General features: G+C 59.9%; 15 protein-coding genes. 6 read left to right on the top strand and 9 right to left on the bottom strand.

Annotated features, from left to right (window positions below; genetic code table 11):
- The first annotated feature begins 29 nt into the window (after nt 1-29).
- The 4 genes from OH720_RS03840 (at nt 30) to OH720_RS03825 (ending at nt 3,550) form a co-directional block, all read left to right on the top strand.
- Nucleotides 30-401: a septal ring lytic transglycosylase RlpA family protein gene (locus tag OH720_RS03840; RefSeq protein WP_272604619.1), complete on the top strand. Its 372-nt coding sequence runs from the start codon at nt 30-32 to the stop codon at nt 399-401.
- A 101-nt stretch (nt 402-502) separates the two neighbouring features.
- Entirely contained in the window at nt 503-1,513 is a 1,011-nt protein-coding gene (locus tag OH720_RS03835; RefSeq protein WP_272606394.1) for a calcium/sodium antiporter, read from the top strand.
- Nucleotides 1,510-1,890 (top strand): carboxymuconolactone decarboxylase family protein, encoded by a 381-nt coding sequence (locus OH720_RS03830; protein WP_272604618.1) that lies wholly within the window; start codon nt 1,510-1,512, stop codon nt 1,888-1,890. Before OH720_RS03835 ends, OH720_RS03830 begins: the two co-directional genes overlap by 4 nt.
- 193 nt (nt 1,891-2,083) lie before the next feature.
- On the top strand, nt 2,084-3,550 hold the full coding sequence (locus tag OH720_RS03825) for a PhoPQ-activated pathogenicity-related family protein (protein WP_272604617.1): 1,467 nt from the start codon (nt 2,084-2,086) through the stop codon (nt 3,548-3,550).
- A 5-nt stretch (nt 3,551-3,555) separates the two neighbouring features.
- On the opposite strand, the gene OH720_RS03820 is transcribed toward OH720_RS03825, so the two are convergent.
- From OH720_RS03820 to OH720_RS03780, 9 genes are all read right to left on the bottom strand, one after another.
- On the bottom strand, nt 3,556-4,497 hold the full coding sequence (locus OH720_RS03820; protein ID WP_008057505.1) for an AEC family transporter: 942 nt from the start codon (nt 4,495-4,497) through the stop codon (nt 3,556-3,558).
- A 183-nt stretch (nt 4,498-4,680) separates the two neighbouring features.
- On the bottom strand, nt 4,681-6,234 hold the full coding sequence (gene garD / locus OH720_RS03815) for a galactarate dehydratase (RefSeq protein ID WP_272604616.1): 1,554 nt from the start codon (nt 6,232-6,234) through the stop codon (nt 4,681-4,683).
- Nucleotides 6,235-6,245: 11 nt separating this feature from the next.
- A complete protein-coding gene (locus tag OH720_RS03810; protein ID WP_008057499.1) occupies nt 6,246-7,616 on the bottom strand; it encodes an MFS transporter in 1,371 nt (456 codons plus the stop codon).
- A gap of 102 nt (nt 7,617-7,718) precedes the next feature.
- Complete coding sequence (locus tag OH720_RS03805) at nt 7,719-9,158, bottom strand: aldehyde dehydrogenase family protein (protein ID WP_272604615.1); 1,440 nt, start codon at nt 9,156-9,158, stop codon at nt 7,719-7,721.
- A gap of 59 nt (nt 9,159-9,217) precedes the next feature.
- A complete protein-coding gene (gene kdgD, locus OH720_RS03800; RefSeq protein WP_008057490.1) occupies nt 9,218-10,129 on the bottom strand; it encodes a 5-dehydro-4-deoxyglucarate dehydratase in 912 nt (303 codons plus the stop codon).
- A gap of 413 nt (nt 10,130-10,542) precedes the next feature.
- Nucleotides 10,543-11,292: a FadR/GntR family transcriptional regulator gene (locus OH720_RS03795; RefSeq protein WP_175391458.1), complete on the bottom strand. Its 750-nt coding sequence runs from the start codon at nt 11,290-11,292 to the stop codon at nt 10,543-10,545.
- A 184-nt stretch (nt 11,293-11,476) separates the two neighbouring features.
- Nucleotides 11,477-13,204, bottom strand: a complete 1,728-nt coding sequence (locus tag OH720_RS03790) for an ABC transporter ATP-binding protein/permease (RefSeq protein WP_272604614.1) — start codon at nt 13,202-13,204, stop codon at nt 11,477-11,479.
- A gap of 97 nt (nt 13,205-13,301) precedes the next feature.
- Nucleotides 13,302-13,862 carry a response regulator transcription factor gene (locus OH720_RS03785; protein ID WP_008057484.1) on the bottom strand — a complete coding sequence of 187 codons (561 nt, stop codon included), beginning with the start codon at nt 13,860-13,862 and terminating at the stop codon, nt 13,302-13,304.
- Complete coding sequence (locus OH720_RS03780) at nt 13,855-15,117, bottom strand: ATP-binding protein (RefSeq protein ID WP_008057482.1); 1,263 nt, start codon at nt 15,115-15,117, stop codon at nt 13,855-13,857. The genes OH720_RS03785 and OH720_RS03780 overlap by 8 nt, the downstream gene beginning before the upstream one ends.
- Nucleotides 15,118-15,347: 230 nt before the next feature.
- On the opposite strand from OH720_RS03780, the gene OH720_RS03775 reads away from it, so the two are divergent.
- Both OH720_RS03775 and OH720_RS03770 read left to right on the top strand, forming a co-directional pair.
- On the top strand, nt 15,348-16,064 hold the full coding sequence (locus OH720_RS03775; RefSeq protein WP_272604613.1) for an SIMPL domain-containing protein: 717 nt from the start codon (nt 15,348-15,350) through the stop codon (nt 16,062-16,064).
- 546 nt (nt 16,065-16,610) lie between these two features.
- Entirely contained in the window at nt 16,611-18,236 is a 1,626-nt protein-coding gene (locus OH720_RS03770; RefSeq protein WP_272604612.1) for an ABC transporter substrate-binding protein, read from the top strand.
- Nucleotides 18,237-18,458 lie beyond the last annotated feature (222 nt).

Raw genomic sequence — 18,458 nt, 5'->3', positions numbered from 1 at the left:
CTCCCACAATTGTTTCGGGAAAACCTTGAATGAAGCGTCTACTTGGACTTTGCGCCCTGCTCTCCCTACTGACCGGCTGCGCCAGCACCGACACCGTCGACCCGCACGGCTACGACAAAACCGGCGTTGCCTCCTACTACGGCGCCAAACACCAAGGCAAACGCACCGCCAGTGGCGAGCGTTTCAACAAGAATTCCATGACCGCCGCCCATCGCCAGCTACCCTTCGGTACACGGGTGAAGGTCACCAACCTGAACAACGACAGATCCTGCGTGGTGCGTATCAATGACCGTGGCCCGCACACCCGTGGCCGCCTGATCGATTTGTCCCATGAAGCCGCCGAACGGCTGGGCATGCTCAAGAGCGGCACCGCGCGGGTTCGCGTGCAAGCCCTCGACTGACCGACGGAGCCCCGACCATTTTCGGACTAGCCGATTTACCCCTGATCAGCGTTATCGAATTGCTCAGCGGGCTGGTGCTGCTGATTGCCGGCGCCGAATTGATGGTGCGCGCCGCCGTGCGCCTGGCAGCCCGCCTGCATGTACGCCCACTGATCATCGGCCTGACCATCGTCGCCCTCGGTAGCAGCGCACCGCAAATGGCGGTCAGCCTGCAAGCAACCCTGGCGCACAACGCCGACATTGCCGTCGGCAGCGTGATCGGCAGCAGCATTTTCAACATCCTCGTCACACTCGGATTGTCGGCGCTGATCATCCCGTTGCGGGTGTCACGGCAATTGGTGCGCCTGGATATTCCCCTGATGATCGGCGCCAGCCTGCTCGTGTTCTTACTGGCCTGGAACGAAGATCTGACCCGCGTCGACGGCGTGATCCTGCTGACGGCGCTGCTGGTGTACCTGGCTTTGCTGTTACGCCAATCGCGGCATTCGGTGCGCCCGGTATCGATTCATGATCACACAGGGCAAGCTCCATGGATCAGCAGCCTGCTGATGATCGTCACCGGTCTGGCAATGCTGGTGTACGCCGGACATTTGCTGCTGGGCGCAGCGGTATCGGTCGCCACTGATCTGGGCTTGTCGGAGCGCATCATCGGCCTGACTATCGTTGCCGTCAGCACGTCCCTGCCGGAACTCGCCACCTCGCTGATCGCTGCCCTGCGCGGCGAACGCGAGATCGCCGTGGGCAACGTGATCGGCAGCAACCTGTTCAACCTCCTGGGTGTGCTGGGCTTGACCGCACTGCTCGCGCCAGCGCCATTGTCGGTATCGCCTAACGCCCTGGATTTCGACTTGCCGGTGATGCTTGGCGTCGCCGCGTTGTGCCTGCCGGTGTTTTATTCCGGTTACCGCGTGACCCGCGCCGAAGGCCTGCTGTTTCTGGGCTTGTACCTGGCCTACGGCCTGCACGTGGTGTCGTTCACCACCGGCATGCCGCTGGCCGGCAAGCTTGAACACCTGATGCTGTTTTTCGTCCTGCCAGCGCTAATGGCGTTCCTGCTGTTCACGTCATTGCGCGCCTGGCGTCGCCAACACCATAAGAGGGAATCGCCATGACCGAGAACAAGAAATCCGGCGTTGAAGTACGTCGCCAAGTGATGGGCGACACCTTCGTCGACCGCGCACTGGGCAACGCTACCGAGTTCACCCAGCCGCTGCAGGATTTCGTCAACGAACATGCCTGGGGTGGTGTGTGGAATCGCGAAGGCCTGCCGTTGAAAACCCGCAGTCTGATCACCCTTGCCGCCCTGACTGCACTGAAGTGCCCGCAGGAGTTGAAAGGCCACGTGCGCGGCGCGCTGAACAACGGCTGCACTGTGGACGAGATACGCGAGGCGCTGCTGCATTGCGCGGTGTATGCCGGAGTGCCAGCAGCAATCGATGCATTTCGCGCGGCGCAGGAAGTGATCGACAGCTATCAGAAGCCGGAGTGAACACTTCTCTTCGTAACCCTCGTGGCTAATCAGTTCGCCCACATATTTCGACAATAAAAGGCGCCCTGCCAAACCTGTTCCCGCAAGCCTCTTTTCGACACACTGCGCCGACCAAAAACCAGACGGGGAATGGTCGGCGCAGCTCGCCGCGCCCAGGATTCGAGCCTTTCCCTGCATCACAAGGAAGGCTCCCATGGGAATGAACACCAGGTTCATATTGTCGACATTGATGTTGTCCAGCCTGCTCGTCAGCAGCTCGATTCATGCCTCTGCCCAAGCGTGTTTCGAAGCCAGCGGTCAAGACTTCAGCGAAGTGCTCGCTTGTTACAAGAAAGCCGAGGACACCAACCCGCTGCTTTACACCGCCAAGGCGAGCACGATATTTCCCGGCGTGGAAAAACGCAGTTTCGAATTGTCTTCCCAGCAATGGTCGCCACAGGGTTTGGTCAGCCCGGCACCGTGGAAACACGCGGTTGACATCTACATTCCGGACAACGCCCTGCACAGCCAGGCCCTGCTGTTGGCCAACAACGGAACCGCCAACGCCGGGCCAACCAATGCCAACGAACCCACTGACTTCACCGAAACCATGGCGCTTGAAGTGGCGGGCAAGACACGCACGATTGTCATTTCAGTCAGCAACGTTCCGAACCAGTACCTGACCTATGCCGACGACGGCATTGCGCGCACTGAAGACGCCAGCGTCGCCCACAGCTGGAAACTCTTTCTCGACGACCCATACCAGCGCCCGTTCATGTCGGTGCGCCTGCCCATGGTGGTGTCGATGGTCAAGGCCATGGACCTCGCGCAAAAGGAACTGCAACCCTGGGGGATAGACCGCTTCATTGCCAGCGGCGCATCGAAACGTGGCTGGACCGTTTGGCTGACAGCCGTTGCCGACGAGAGGGTCAAGGCCATCGTGCCATTTGTCATCGACGTGCTGGGCACGGATAACGTCCTTGAACATACCTATCAAAGCTACGGCAAGAACTGGCCACTGGCATTTTTTGACTATCATCACGAAGGCATCACCCAACGGATAAAGACTGAAAACTTCGCCCGCCTGATGCAAATCGAAGACCCGCTGAGCTACCTGCAGACCCGCTATGCCGAGCGCCTGGCGATCCCGAAATACATCGTCAACGCCAGCAGCGACGATTTCTTCCTGCCAGACAATGCGCGATTTTTCTTCGACCGGCTTCCAGGTCCGAAAGCTTTGCGAGTCGCGCCCAATGCCAGTCACTACGGCATCAAACGGTTCATCGAGAACTCGCTGATACCTGTCATCAATCGCTGGCAACAGGACAAGCCCTTGCCGGTCATTTCATTGCGCCCGGATCAGCAACCACAAAAGATTGGACTGCAGTTTTCCGAAACACCGGTACGGGTGATCCAGTGGACGGCGGCCAATCCGCACGCCCGGGACTTTCGTCAGCCCTGTGGCATCCAGTACGAACCGCAAGAGCTGAGCCTCACTGGCCCGCTCGACGGTGGCATGCAGATCGACACTCCAGAAAATGGCTGGAAAGCGACCTTTGTCGAAGCGATCTTTGCCGATGGCTTCGTCGTGACGACCCCGGTACAGGTCATGCCGATGCGCTATCCGAGCCAGGCGCCTCCGGTCATCGAGCCGGCGTGCAAAACCCTGGCCGACGATTAGCGGCGCTAGATCCACCCACCCCACTGCAATAAAAAGATCCCGATGTTGGTGGTGACCGCCGCCATCAACGTGGTGATCACGATGATCGCCGCCGCCAGTTCATGATTGCCATCCGCTGCCCGGGCCATGACGAAGCTGGCGGCGGCGGTCGGGCTGCCGAAGTACAGGAACAGAATCCCCAGCTCCGCACCGCGAAAGCCCCAGAGCCACGCACCCAGGGTCGCCAGAATGGGCAGGCCGAGCATTTTCACCAGGCTTGAACTGAGCGCCATCGAGCCACTTTTTCGCATCGCCGCCAGCGACAGCGTGCCGCCGATGCAGATCAACGCCAACGGCAAGGTGGTTTGCGCCAGATACTGGCCGGACGTCTCCAGCCATCCGGGCAAGCCGATGTTGAAATAAGCAAAGGGCGCCGCTGCAATCACGCTGATGATCAGCGGGTTGCTGAACACGCTTTTGCAAATGCTCCATGGGTCGGACTTGATCACCGGGCTGTACACCGCCAGCACAATGGTCGAGAGCGTGTTGTAGAACAGAATCACCAGCGCTGCCAGAATCGCCCCGAGGGAAATTCCGTAGTCGCCGTACATGCTCGCGGCCAGTGCCAGGCCGATCACGCCGTTGTTACCGCGAAACGCACCCTGGGTGTAGATCCCCCGGTCTTCGCGCGGGCACCGGAAGATCGCCCAGCCCCAGGCAATGGCAAAGCACACCAGGGTCGCGAGGGAGAAGTAGATCAGCAGTGCCGGTTGCAATGCGGCGTGCAGGTCGGCATGCAGGATGCCCAGAAACAGCAGCGCCGGCATGGTGACGTTGAACACCAGGGACGAGGCGGTGTGGATGAAGTTGTCGTTGATCCAGTCGATGCGCTTGAGCAACACCCCCAGAAACAGCATGGCGAACACCGGCGCGGTGATGTTCAGGGTTTCGAGGAAAATTGCCAGCATGCCGGAGATGACCTTGAGGTGGGCGTCGTTAGGGGGCTAATGATAAGCCACTGAGGACTCCGGCGTCTGGAACACCGTCATCGCGGGCAAGCCTCGCTCCTACAGGTCCGTGTCGTGCGCAAAAATGTGCACGGCACGGATTTGTAGGAGCGAGGCTTGCCCGCGAAGAACGATAACGCGGTCTCAGGTGATAGGCGCAGGATTGAACAGCGTAATGTCGTTATGCAGCTTGTGCCGCTCCGCCCACGTCTGCTGCTTGCCACTGGCCACATCAAGGTAGTAGTGGAACAACTCCCAGCCCAGCTCCTCGATGGACGCCCGCCCTGTAGCGATACGCCCGGCGTCGATGTCGATCAGGTCCGGCCAGCGCTGCGCCAGTTCGGTCCGGGTCGATACCTTCACCACCGGCGCCATGGCCAGCCCGTAAGGCGTGCCGCGGCCGGTGGTGAACACGTGCAGGTTCATCCCCGCCGCCAACTGCAGCGTCCCGCAGACAAAGTCACTGGCCGGGGTGGCGCAGAAGATCAGGCCTTTTTCCTTGAACCGCTCGCCAGGGCCGAGCACGCCGGTGATGGCACTGCTACCGGACTTGACGATCGAACCCAGGGACTTCTCGACAATGTTCGACAAACCGCCCTTCTTGTTGCCCGGTGTGGTGTTGGCACTGCGGTCCGCCTCGCCCTTGGCCAGGTAACGGTCGTACCAGTCCATTTCCCGCACCAGTTCCCGGGCGACCTCTTTGGTTTGCGCGCGGGAAGTCAGCAGGTAGATCGCATCGCGCACTTCGGTGACTTCGGAGAACATCACCGTCGCACCCGCACGCAACAACAGGTCCGAGGCATAGCCCAGGGCCGGGTTGGCGGTGATCCCGGAAAACGCATCGCTGCCACCACACTGCATGCCCAGGATCAGCTCGGACGCCGGCACGGTCTCCCGGCGACGTTGATCGAGCTTCTTCAAACGGGTTTCAGCCAGTTCCATGATCTGCTCGATCATCTCGGTAAAACCGTGACTGGAATCCTGCAGGCGATACAGCCACGGCTCGCTCAGATCCACCGAGGCATCGCCTTCGTGCATCACCTGCCCGGCCTGCAATTTCTCGCAGCCCAGGCTGATCACCAACGCCTCGCCGCCCAGGTTCGGGTTGCGCGCCAGGTTGCGCACGGTGCGGATCGGGATGTAAGCATCGGTGGCGGTGATCGCCACGCCACAGCCGTAGCTGTGGGTCAGTGCCACCACGTCATCGACGTGCGGGTACTTGGGCAGCAGCTCGTCCTTGATGCGCTTGACCGCATGATCCAGCACACCGGTCACGCATTGCACCGTGGTGGTGATCCCGAGAATATTGCGCGTGCCCACCGTACCATCGGCGTTGCGATAACCCTCGAAGGTATAGCCTTGCAGCGGTGCCTGCGCGGCCGGCACTTCGGTGGACAGCGGCAAGCTGTCCAGCGGTGGCGCGGTCGGCATGCGCAGTTGATCTTCCTTGACCCAACTGCCACGCGGAATTGGCTGCAGGGCGTAGCCAATGACCTGCCCGTAACGAATCACCCGGCCACCCTCGGGAATATCTTCCAGGGTGACCTTGTGGCTCTGTGGCACGAAGTCGACGGTAACCAGGCCATCGGAAAACTCGGTACCGGCCGGCACCCCCTGGTCATTGACCACGATCACCACGTTGTCCCGCTCGTGCAGGCGGATGTAGCGCGGCGAATCGGAATGTTCAATCAACTGCATGACGCCGCTCCTCAGGAATGCGCTTGAGACAATTTACCGGATGCTTCAGGACCGTTTACCGGCGGCTCCTTGAGCACCACACGCTTGATCGGACCGACGATCACCAGATAGCTGAACACCGCGACCAGTGCGTTGCAACCGACAAACACCAGCGCCCATTTGAACGAACCGGTGGAACTGATGATGTAGCCGATGACGATCGGCGTGGTGATCGACGCCAGGTTGCCGAAGGTGTTGAACAGGCCACCGCTGAGACCGGCGATCTGCTTCGGTGAAGTATCGGACACCACCGCCCAACCCAATGCACCCACGCCTTTACCGAAAAACGCCAGGGCCATGAAGCCCACGACCATCCATTCAACATCCACGTAGTTGCAGGCCACGATGCTGCTGGACACCAGCAGGCCAGCGATGATCGGCGCCTTGCGGGCGAAGGTCAGGGAATGGCCCTTGCGCAGCAGGTAATCGGAAATCACCCCGCCAAGCACGCCACCGATGAAGCCGCAGATCGCCGGCAACGAGGCGATGAAACCGGCCTTGAGGATGGTCATGCCGCGCTCTTGAACCAGGTACACCGGGAACCAGGTCAGGAAGAAATAAGTGATGCCGTTGATGCAGTACTGGCCCAGGTACACACCCAGCATCATGCGGTTGGTCAGCAGTTGGCGGATGTAGTCCCACTTCGGACCGTCGCCTTTTGCACCTTTGCCCTTGGTCTGATCCATGTCGACCATGCCACCGTTATCGGCGATGTGCTTGAACTCGGCGTCGTTGATCATCGGATGTTCGCGCGGGCTGTAGATCACTTTCAGCCAGATGCCGGAGAAAATGATGCCGATCACGCCCATGACGATGAACACGTGCTGCCAGCCGAAGCTATAGACGATCCAGCCCATCAGCGGCGCGAACAACACGGTGGCAAAGTATTGCGCCGAGTTGAAGATCGCCGAAGCGGTGCCACGTTCAGCGGTGGGGAACCAGGCCGCGACGATGCGCGCGTTGCCGGGGAAGGACGGCGCTTCGGCCAGACCGACCAAAAAGCGCAGCATGAACAGCGCAACCACCGCCGTGGACATGCCGAACTCGCCGACATAACCCTGCAACACCGTGAACAGCGACCAGGTGAAGATGCTCAGCGCATAGATTTTTTTCGAACCGAAACGGTCCAGCAGCCAGCCACCGGGAATTTGCCCGGCCACGTAGGCCCAACCGAATGCAGAGAAGATGTAGCCAAGGGTAACCGCGTCAATGCCAAGGTCTTTTTGCAAGCTGGAACCGGCGATGGCGATGGTGGCGCGGTCGGCGTAGTTGATCGTGGTCACCAGAAACAGCATGAGCAGGATCAAATAGCGGACATGAGTCGGCTTCTTGGTCGATTGCATGTAGATGTACTCCCACTGATTATTTTTATGCGGGTAAAACATTCTTTGGTCTTGTGCCGCGCAAGGCCTCAGGCGAAGGCCTCGCGCGGGTGCAGCGTGGGGTTACGATCCGATGTAGGCAGTTTTTACGACCGTGTAAAACTCTTGCGCATAGCGACCTTGCTCACGTGATCCATAGGATGAACCTTTACGCCCACCGAACGGAACGTGGTAATCCACACCGGCGGTCGGCAGGTTGACCATCACCATCCCGGCCTGGGAGTGGCGCTTGAAGTGGTTGGCGTACTTCAACGAAGTGGTGGCGATACCCGCCGACAGACCGAATTCGGTGTCGTTGGCCATGGCCAGTGCAGCTTCGTAATCGGCCACGCGCACGATGTTGGCCACCGGGCCGAAGATCTCTTCGCGGCTGATGCGCATTGAGGCTTCGCTGTCGGCAAACAGGGTTGGCGCAAGGAAGTAGCCCTCGGTGTCACAGGTCACCAGACCACCGCCGCTGACCAGGCGCGCACCTTCGGACTGGCCGATGTCGATGTATTTCATGTCCTGTTCAAGCTGCGCTTGCGAGACCACTGGACCGATGTCGGTACCGGCCTTCAACGCGTGGCCGACCTTGATCGACTTCATGCGCTCCGCCATGGCTTCGACGAACTTGTCGTGAATGCCGGCGGTAACGATGAAGCGGCTCGATGCCGTGCAACGCTGGCCGGTGGAATAGAACGCACTCTGCACCGACAGCTCGACCGCTTGCTTGAGGTCGGCGTCGTCGAGAATGATCTGCGGGTTCTTGCCGCCCATTTCCAACTGGACCTTGGCCTGGCGCGACACGCAACTGACGGCGATCTGACGACCGACGCCCACGGAGCCGGTGAAGCTGATGCCGTCGACTTTCGGGCTGTTGACCAGCGCATCGCCAACCACGCGACCACTGCCCATCACCAGGTTGAACACACCGGCCGGGAAGCCTGCGCGGGAGATGATTTCCGCCAGGGCCCAGGCGCAACCCGGTACCAGATCAGCCGGTTTCAATACGACGCAGTTGCCGTAGGCCAGGGCCGGAGCGATTTTCCAGGCAGGGATCGCGATCGGGAAGTTCCACGGAGTGATCAGGCCGACCACACCCAGGGCTTCGCGGGTCACTTCAACATTGACGCCCGGACGCACCGACGGCAAGTAGTCACCGGACAGGCGCAGGCATTCACCGGCGAAGAACTTGAAGATGTTGCCGGCGCGGGTCACTTCGCCGATGGCTTCGGGCAGGGTCTTGCCCTCTTCCCGGGCCAGCAGGGTGCCGAGTTCTTCGCGACGGGCGAGGATCTCGGTACCGACCTTATCCAGGGAATCGTGACGGGCCTGAATGCCCGAAACCGACCATGCCGGGAATGCGGCACGGGCGGCATCGATGGCGGCGTGGACCTGAGTCAGGTCAGCCTTGGCGTAGTCGCCAATGGCGTCGCTCAGTTCGGACGGGTTGATGTTGACCGAGTAATCGGCACCGGCGACCCATTCACCGTTGATGTAGTTGTCGTAGCGCTTTGTCACGAGTCGTTCTCCTCACGCAAAAAGCCGCTGATCGCTCAGCGGCTCCGGTTTGATCGTTGTTATTGCGCACCCTGCTTGTCGATCAGCGCGGCGAGCATTTCGTACTCTTCGCCGGTCAGATCGGTCAGCGGCGCACGCACAGGGCCCGCGTCATAACCGGCGATTTTTGCCCCGGCCTTGACGATGCTTACCGCGTAACCGGCTTTGCGGTTACGGATGTCCAGGTATGGCAGGAAGAAGTCGTCGATGATCTTGCCGACGGTGGCGTGATCTTCACGAGCGATGGCGTGGTAGAAATCCATCGCGGTTTTCGGAATGAAGTTGAACACCGCCGAGGAGTAGACCGGTACACCCAGGGCCTTGTAGGCCGCGGCGTAGACTTCGGCGGTCGGCAGACCACCCAGGTAAGTGAAGCGATCACCGAGGCGGCGACGGATCGACACCATCAACTCGATATCACCCAGGCCATCCTTGTAGCCGATCAGGTTCGGGCAGCGCTCGGCCAGACGCTCCAGCAGCGGCGCGTTCAGGCGGCAGACGTTACGGTTGTAGACCACCACGCCGATGTTGACCGATTTGCACACGGCTTCAACGTGGGCGGCAACGCCGTCCTGGCTGGCTTCGGTCAGGTAGTGCGGCAGCAGCAACAGGCCTTTGGCGCCCAGACGCTCAGCTTCCTGTGCGTATTCGATGGCCTGGCGGGTGGAACCACCGACACCGGCGAGAATTGGCACGCTGGTGGCGCAAGTGTCGACGGCCGTCTTGATGATTTCCGAATATTCGCTGGCCGCCAGAGAGAAGAACTCACCGGTGCCGCCTGCGGCGAACAAAGCCGAGGCGCCGTATGGGGCCAGCCATTCCAGACGCTTGATGTAGCCAGCGCGGTTGAAATCGCCCTGGGCATTGAAATCGGTGACCGGGAAAGACAGCAGACCGGAGGAGAGGATGGACTTCAGTTCTTGTGGATTCATTATTCGAACACCCTGGGTAGCGACGTTATGTGAGAAAACCGTTCAGCCTGCGCTGAAGTTGTAGGTCATCGTACAACTTAAAATACAACCGTCAACTGCATTTCATCGTCAGGGGTGAAAATTGTTCGACAAGAAGGCGTGAACGCCCGTGTTTGCTGGGCTTACATGCTAGGAGGATGGAGTTAGGTTTCGCGATCAACGGCTTGATAGAGATACGTTGTCGGAAGATTCAATAACGATCGGCGGAGCGCCTGAAGGATGTGTGCATCGGTTTATGGCCCCTTCGCGGGCAAGCCCGCTCCCACAGTGGCTCACCTGCGGCCACACATCTTGTGAACCGCCACGATCAACTGTGGGAGCGAGCCTGCTCGCGAAGAGGATCTGACAGGCAATTGATTACCTGACCCGGAATCTTACCCCCGCTGCGCCTCAGCCTCTTCATGGGCATGACGCAGCCGTTCGCGGCTATTGGTCAGGTGCAAACGCATGGCCGCACGCGCCGCATCGGAGTCCTGGCGGGCGATGGCGTCGTAGATCTCTTCGTGCTCGCGGCTGAGGCGATTCATGTAGTGCTGCTGATCGTCATGGGCCAGTCGCGCCGAGTTGAGGCGGGTACGCGGGATGATGCTCGTGCCCAGGTGGGTCATGATGTCGGTGAAGTAGCGGTTGCCGGTCGCCAGGGCAATCTGCAGGTGGAACTGGAAGTCCGAGGCCACGGCATCGCTGGCATGGGAAACGCTTTCATTGAGGGCATCCAGCGCCGCGCGCATCAGTGCCAACTGCTCGGGGCTGCGACGTTGCGCGGCGAGGCCGGCGGACTCCACTTCGAGGCTGATGCGCAGTTCCAGGATGGCCAGCACGTCACGCAGGGTGACCACAGTCGCCGGGTCGATACGGAAACCGCTCGGGCTCGGGGTATCGAGCACGAAGGTGCCGATGCCGTGACGGGTTTCCACCTGCCCGGCCGCCTGCAAACGGGAAATCGCCTCGCGCACCACCGTGCGGCTGACGCCATGGGCATCCATGATCGCCGACTCGGTGGGCAACTTGTCGCCACGCTTGAGGTGACCGTCGCGGATCTGCTCGGACAGCACCGTCACCAGTTCCTGAGCGAGGCTGCGGCGCTTGCGAGGGAGGCGTGGTGCGTCGTTCGGGTTTTCCATGGTGAACATCTGTCTCGAAAAAATCGGCTGAAAACGCATCATAGCTCAACGCGGTTGTACGATCACCACCACCTCGCCTCTGTAGGAGCGAGGCTTGCCCGCGAAAGTCGTTACACGGTGCCTATTTAAGGTCGCGTTATCGTTCTTCGCGGGCAAGCCTCGCTCCTACAGAGGACTGTGGGGTTCAGGCAGTCACGGTCTGGTCCACCAGATGGCCATTCTCGATACGAATGTGCCGCGGATGGAAGCGCTTGAGGCTGCTGCGATGGCCGACGCTGACAATGCTCAGGCCCGGCAACTCATCGATCAGTGCCTGATACAGCGACGCCTCGTCTTCTTCATCCATCGCCGAAGTCGCTTCGTCCATGTACAGCCATTGCGGGGCATATAGCAGCGCACGGGCAAAGGCCAGGCGTTGCTGCTCACCCGGCGACAACATGCGCTGCCAGTGATTGGCTTCGTCGAGACGCGCCACCAGGTGCGGTAAACGACAGGTTTCCAGAACGTGCACGTAGCGCTCGTTCGGATAGGTATCGCCGGCCTGTGGATAACTCAGGGCCTCACGCAACGTGCCAATCGGCAAGTACGGTTTTTGCGGCAGGAACAGATAACGCGCCGTCGGCAGGCGGATGCTGCCATGACCCATCGGCCACAGGTGCCCCATTGCCCGCAGCAGGGTCGATTTGCCGCTGCCGGAACGACCACTGAGCATGACGCGCTCGCCTTCCTGCACGGTCATGTCGCCACTGGTCAACAGGTGGCGACCGTCAGCCAGGTCGAGGCCCAGGTTATGCACCTTCAAGGCTGAGCCCGAGTTCTGCACGTCAATGGCCGGCGCGCGTTGCTCGTTGTCAGTCATGGCCTGACGGAAACTGAGCAGGCGATCGCAGGTGGCGCGCCATGAAGCGAGGCTCTGGTACGCGGTGATAAACCAGCTGAAGCTGTCCTGGACATTGCCGAACGCCGAGCTTATCTGCATCAGCTCGCCCAGCTCGATCTTGCCGGCCAGGTAACGTGGCGCAGCAACCATGAAGGGGAAGATGATGGCCGCCTGCTCGTAACCGGAGGTGAAGAAGGTCAGGCGCTTGGACACTTTCATGATGTCCCAGAAGTTGTGCCAGACCATCGAGAAACGATGGGTCAAGCGGCGGTTCTCATTGGGCTCGCCGTTGTACAACGCAATGCTTTCGGCATTCTCGCGAACCCGCACCATGGAGAAACGCAGGTCGGCTTCGAAGCGTTGTTGGCGGTTATTCAGGCCGATCAAGCGACGACCGATCAAATGCGTCAGCCAGCTACCCACCACCGCATAGACCAGTACGCACCAGAACATGTAGCCGGGAATGGTCACCCCGAACACCTCGATGCTTCCCGACACCCCCCAGAGGATGATGGAGAACGACACCAGGCTGACGATATTGCGCAGCAGGCCGACGCCCAGGCTCAAGGTGTCGGACGTGAAATTATTGAGGTCTTCGGAAATGCGCTGGTCCGGGTTATCGGTGTAACCGCCCTGCTCCAGCTGGTAGTAATTCTTATTGCCCAACCAACGGGCGAAATGCTTTTCGGTGAGCCACGCCCGCCAGCGAATCGTCAGCATCTGCGTCAGGTAGAGCCGGTACACCGCACCGACAATCGCCACCGCGGCAATCGCGCAGAAATACAGGATCAGCCGCCAGAAAGCCTCCTCGTCCTTTTGCTGCAGGGCGTTGTAGAAGTCCTTGTACCAGGTGTTGAACCACACCGAGATCCCCACGCTGATCAACGACAGCGCAATCACCGCGATCAGCAACGTCCAGGCCTTGGCCTTTTCTTCGCTCTGCCAATAAGGCGTGATCATCGCCCAAACTTTTCGGAAAAACTGCCCGCGCACAGCATCATTGACCGCGGAATATTCAGCGTTCTGATTCATGGATAAGGCTCGATAAAGAAAAGTACATGCACGAACCGATCATAGATGATCGGTTCGGTTTGTCGCGAGGAGCGGCCGGCATTCGTTCAGCGCAGGTTCAGCGACGAACGGGACGCTTCTGCAGTTTGCGCTGCAGCGTGCGGCGGTGCATGCCCAGGGCACGGGCGGTGGCGGAGATGTTGCCTTCGTGTTCGGTCAACACGCGCTGGATGTGTTCCCACTGCAGGCGGTCCACGGACATCGGGTTTTCCGGCACCAGGCTGTCGAGGTCGGCGTGTTCGGACAACAGCGCGGCCAATACGTCGTCGGCATCGGCCGGTTTGCACAGGTAGTTGCAGGCGCCACGCTTGATCGCCTCCACGGCGGTGGCAATGCTCGAATAACCGGTGAGGATCACCACGCGCATTTCCGGGTCCATTTCCAGCAGTTTGGGCAGCAGCACCAGGCCCGAATCGCCATCCATCTTCAGGTCCAGGGCGGCATAGTCCGGTAGATCGGCCTGGGCGATGGTCAGCCCCTCTTCGGCGGAACCGGCGGTGCTGACACGGAAGCCACGGCGGGCCATGGCGCGGGCCATCACCCGGGTAAAGGTCGCGTCATCGTCGACCAGCAGCAAATGCGGCAGTTCTTCGCCTTCGACTTGGATTTCGTCACTCATGTTGGTCTCCTCGGGCGCCGTGGGGCAGGCGCAGCTCAGTGAGCGTGCCGCCTTCCTCATGACTATAGAGTTTCACTGAGCCGCCGGCGCGTGTCACGCTGGCCTTGCTCAAAAACAGGCCCAGGCCGAAACCTTTGCCCTTGGTGGTAAAAAATGGCTTGCCGATCTGCTCGGCGATGGCCAGCGGCACACCAGCACCGTGGTCGCGGATGCTGATGGTCAAGTCCTCGGCATTCCAGTCCAGGGTCACCTGCAGCCCTTCAGGGCAGGCATCCGCCGCGTTGTTGAGCAAATTGAGCAGCGCCTGGGTCAGGTCCGGCGGCGGCGCCATGCGCGGTACCGTGCCCTGGCCCAGGCGCTGGAAGCGATAGCTGGCTTCCGGACGCATCAGGTGCCAGCGATTGAGCGCTTCGTCGAGCCAGTCGGTGACGTCCTGCATCTGCACCGCCAGCCGGCGATTGGCCTCAGCCGCCCGAACAAGTTGTTGCAAGGTCTCCTTGCACAGCTTGACCTGGTCCTGCAGCACCTTCAGGTCATCCTGCAGCATCGGGTCAGGATGATCCTGCTGCATCTCCTTGAGCAACACGCTCATGGTTGCCAGCGGCGTGCCCAGCTCATGGGCGGCGCCCGCCGCCTGGGTAGCGACGGCCAACAGTTGCTGGTCGCGCAGGCCTTCTTCCCGGCGAATGGCCCGCAGCTCTTCCTGGCGACGCAGCTCCTCGGCCATGCGCGCGGCGAAGAACGTGATCACTGCCGCCGCCAGGGCGAAGCTCAGCCACATTCCGTACACCTGCAGGTTTTCCCGGGCGATCGGGAAGGTTTGCAGCGGGTAGAAGCGCGCCAGCAGCAAGGTATACATGGCCAGGGCAATGCCCGACAGAATCACCGAGTAACGCCATGGCAAGGTCACTGCCGCGATGGTCAGCGGTACCAGGTAATAAGAGACGAACGGGTTGGTCGACCCCCCCGAGAAATACAGTAACGCACTGTGGATAAACAGGTCGCAGGCCAGCTGCACCGCGTATTCGAGCTCGGTGACCGGCCAGCTGGTACGCAGCCGAATGGCCGTGAAGGCACACAGCAGCATCGAGCAGCCGAGGGTCGCGGCCAGTTGGAACCAGGGCAACGGCAACAGTTCGAGCCAGTAGGCCAGGCCTACGGAACCGGCTTGGGCGGCCAGGACCAAAGTGCGGATGAACGTCAACCGCCAGAGATTCTGGCGCGTGGCGGAAGTGATTTGAACGGGGGCGAGCATGAGCTCTCCTGATGAGCGCTCCAGGCGGATCGACGGGAGTATAACCAAGCGCGGGGGCTGGCAGGCGAAAGTGCGGCAAAAGGACACAGAGAAGCAGCGGCAAGCTTAAAGCTGCAAACATCCAGTAATAAGCTTGCAGCCTGCCGCTTGAAACTTGCCGCCGCTCCATAGAGTCTGATGGTTTCACGCAGGCCCGGCCCATCAACCTGCGCCCCCACTTAGGAGCCTTCATGCACACATTCCGCCGCAGCGCCGCCCTCCTCGCCCTGAGTGCCGGCACCCTCGCCGCCCTTCCGGCCCTGGCCGCCGACGAGCTGCATTACAACCAGATTTCCCTGCGCGCCGAAGTCAGCCAGGAAGTGGCTCGCGACCTGATGATCGTGACCCTCTACACCGAAGAACAGAATACCGACCCGGCCAAACTCGCCGCGGACGTCAGCACCACCATGAACAAGGCCCTGGCCCAGGCCAAGCAGGTCAAGGACATCACCTTGCGCCAGGGCAGTCGCAACAGCTACCCGATCTACGACGCCAAAGGCCAGAAAATCACCGGCTGGCGCGAGCGTGCCGAACTGCGCCTGGAAAGCCCGGACTTCGCCGCACTGTCGAAGCTGACCGGCGAACTGCTCACCGACCTGAAAATGGGCGGCATGGATTTCGCCATCGCCACGCCTACGCGCAAGGCCAGCGAAGACGCCTTGCTCAAAGAGGCCGTGACGGCCTTCAAGGCCCGTGCACAATTGGCTACCGATGCCCTGGGCGGCAAGGGTTACAAAATCGTCAATCTGAACTTCAACAGCATTGGTTACCCGCAACCGTACATGCGCGGGCCGATGATGATGAAAGCCGCCAGCATGGACGCCGCTCCGGTGACGCCGGAAGTTGAGGCCGGCACCAGCCAGGTCAGCATGACGGCCGATGGATCGATTGAAGTGCTGATGCCTTGAATAGATAACCTCTGAACAAAAACGGCGATCACCCAAGTGATCGCCTTTTTTTATCCCTGTAGGAGCTGCCGCAGGCTGCGATCTTTTGATCCTGATCTATGCTCTCTGAACATTTCAGTGGCTACCAGAAAGATCGCAGCCTGCGGCAGCTCCTACAGAGATGACCTACACACTGAAATGAAAAGTTGCACCTTGTACTACTCGCAACCCGCGACCAATACCAGTGCAACGATAAGCACTCCCATTCAACCCCACACACCCGTCAAGGACGGGGTATAAATAGGTAACACCCCGCCCCACTCACGGGCAACCCAAGGCTTTAACGCACCATTAAAGTGCGCCAGTTGCACTACAAAAACGCCGCGCAAACGGTCAAATGCGTCAAGTTTTATACAAATGCGACATTAAGGTACGTTCGTGCCACTGTTTAACACTTGTAGTCGCTCTGGATCTTGCATTGGGTATGGCCCCTGCATAAGTATCCGCAGGCACGACTCACGAGGTCGTCCTCAAAATCAAAAAATGACAACAAATCATGAGGCCACCATGCTTAAACACGCGGTCATTCCGTTTTTAGTCGGCGCCAGCCTGTTGGCTAGTGCACCGTTCGCTCAAGCTGCGACTAACCTGGTGTTCTGCTCCGAAGGGAGCCCGGCCGGTTTCGATCCAGGTCAATACACCACCGGAACCGACTTCGACGCCTCTGCCGAAACCATGTTCAACCGCCTGACCCAGTTCGAGCGCGGCGGTACCGCCGTAATTCCTGGCCTGGCGACCAGCTGGGACGTCTCCACTGACGGCCTGACCTACACCTTCCACCTGCGCGAAGGCGTCAAGTTCCACACCACCCCGTATTTCAAGCCGACTCGTGAGTTCAACGCCGACGACGTGCTGTTCACCTTTAATCGCATGATTAACAAGGATGACCCGTTCCGCAAAGCGTACCCGACCGAATTCCCGTACTTCACCGACATGGGGATGGACACCAACATCACCAAGATCGATAAAGTCGACGACAAAACCGTCAAGTTCACCCTCAAAGACGTTGATGCCGCGTTCATCCAGAACATGGCGATGAGCTTTGCTTCGATCCAGTCCGCCGAATACGCAGCCCAGCTGCTGAAAGAAGGCAAGGCTGCCGACATCAACCAGAAGCCGGTCGGCACTGGTCCGTTCGTGTTCAAGAGCTACCAGAAAGATTCCAACATCCGCTACACCGGGAACAAGGACTACTGGAAGCCAGACGACGTCAAGATCGACAACCTGATCTTCGCCATCACCACCGACCCGTCGGTACGTATCCAAAAGCTGAAGAAGAACGAGTGCCAGGTCACCCTGTTCCCTCGTCCGGCCGACCTGAAAGCGCTGCGCGAAGACAAGACCCTGAAGCTGCCTGACCAGGCAGGTTTCAACCTGGGCTACATCGCCTACAACGTGATGGATAAGGTCAAGGGCAGCAACGAGCCAAACCCGCTGGCCCAACTGAAAGTGCGTCAGGCACTGGACATGGCGGTCAACAAGCAACAGATCATCGACTCCGTGTACCAGGGCGCTGGCCAACTGGCCGTCAACGCCATGCCGCCGACCCAGTGGTCCTACGACACCACCATCAAGGATGCGCCGTACAACCCTGAGAAAGCCAAAGAGCTGCTCAAGGAAGCTGGCGTGAAAGACGGCACCGAAATCGTTCTCTGGGCCATGCCGGTACAGCGTCCGTATAACCCGAACGCCAAGCTGATGGCAGAAATGCTGCAGTCCGACTGGGCGAAAGTCGGTCTCAAGGTCAAGATCCAGAGCTACGAGTGGGGCGAGTACATCAAGCGCTCCAAAGGCGGCGAGAACCAGGCGATGCTGATTGGCTGGAGCGGCGACAATGGTGATCCCGACAACTGGCTGAACGTGCTGTTCGGTTGCGACTCGCTGGAAGGCAACAACTTCTCGAAGTGGTGCTACAAGCCGTTTGACGACATCGTCAAGCAAGCCAAGCGCACTTCGGATCAAGGCAAGCGCACCGAACTGTACAAGCAGGCGCAACACATCCTTAAAGATCAGACGCCAATGACACCTATCGCTCACTCGACGGTGTTCCAACCCATGCGCGCCAATGTGCAGGACTTCAAGATCAGCCCGTTTGGCTTGAACTCCTTCTACGGCGTCAGCGTCAGCAAATAAGGTTGGGTAACGGCGACGTTCATGACGTCGCCGTTACGTTGCCTACCGAGAAAGCAGGAAATTACCTACATCCAAATCGCCCGCTGACTACAGCAGAGCGCCAGGACGCGTCGTCTTTTCCCACAAGTCTTTCGGACTTTTCGTATTTACTGCCGGACCCACGGTACATACCGTCGGGATCTGACCAGCTAATGCGTGGGTCCTCGGTTTTTTTTTGCTGCA

The organism is Pseudomonas sp. WJP1, assembly GCF_028471945.1.
Classification (GTDB): Bacteria; Pseudomonadota; Gammaproteobacteria; order Pseudomonadales; family Pseudomonadaceae; genus Aquipseudomonas.
This window is presented reverse-complemented; position numbering and strand designations above follow the sequence as displayed.

What these genes read in the sequence shown, in the direction of transcription:
- OH720_RS03790 (WP_272604614.1), bottom strand. Translation starts at nt 13,204, where the DNA reads ATGAATCAGAACGCTGAATATTCCGCGGTCAATGATGCTGTGCGCGGG.
- OH720_RS03810 (WP_008057499.1), bottom strand. Translation starts at nt 7,616, where the DNA reads ATGCAATCGACCAAGAAGCCGACTCATGTCCGCTATTTGATCCTGCTC.
- OH720_RS03830 (WP_272604618.1), top strand. Translation starts at nt 1,510, where the DNA reads ATGACCGAGAACAAGAAATCCGGCGTTGAAGTACGTCGCCAAGTGATG.
- OH720_RS03825 (WP_272604617.1), top strand. Translation starts at nt 2,084, where the DNA reads ATGGGAATGAACACCAGGTTCATATTGTCGACATTGATGTTGTCCAGC.
- OH720_RS03840 (WP_272604619.1), top strand. Translation starts at nt 30, where the DNA reads ATGAAGCGTCTACTTGGACTTTGCGCCCTGCTCTCCCTACTGACCGGC.
- OH720_RS03775 (WP_272604613.1), top strand. Translation starts at nt 15,348, where the DNA reads ATGCACACATTCCGCCGCAGCGCCGCCCTCCTCGCCCTGAGTGCCGGC.
- OH720_RS03820 (WP_008057505.1), bottom strand. Translation starts at nt 4,497, where the DNA reads ATGCTGGCAATTTTCCTCGAAACCCTGAACATCACCGCGCCGGTGTTC.
- kdgD (WP_008057490.1), bottom strand. Translation starts at nt 10,129, where the DNA reads ATGAATCCACAAGAACTGAAGTCCATCCTCTCCTCCGGTCTGCTGTCT.
- OH720_RS03785 (WP_008057484.1), bottom strand. Translation starts at nt 13,862, where the DNA reads ATGAGTGACGAAATCCAAGTCGAAGGCGAAGAACTGCCGCATTTGCTG.
- OH720_RS03780 (WP_008057482.1), bottom strand. Translation starts at nt 15,117, where the DNA reads ATGCTCGCCCCCGTTCAAATCACTTCCGCCACGCGCCAGAATCTCTGG.
- OH720_RS03795 (WP_175391458.1), bottom strand. Translation starts at nt 11,292, where the DNA reads ATGGAAAACCCGAACGACGCACCACGCCTCCCTCGCAAGCGCCGCAGC.
- OH720_RS03835 (WP_272606394.1), top strand. Translation starts at nt 503, where the DNA reads ATGGTGCGCGCCGCCGTGCGCCTGGCAGCCCGCCTGCATGTACGCCCA.
- OH720_RS03770 (WP_272604612.1), top strand. Translation starts at nt 16,611, where the DNA reads ATGCTTAAACACGCGGTCATTCCGTTTTTAGTCGGCGCCAGCCTGTTG.
- garD (WP_272604616.1), bottom strand. Translation starts at nt 6,234, where the DNA reads ATGCAGTTGATTGAACATTCCGATTCGCCGCGCTACATCCGCCTGCAC.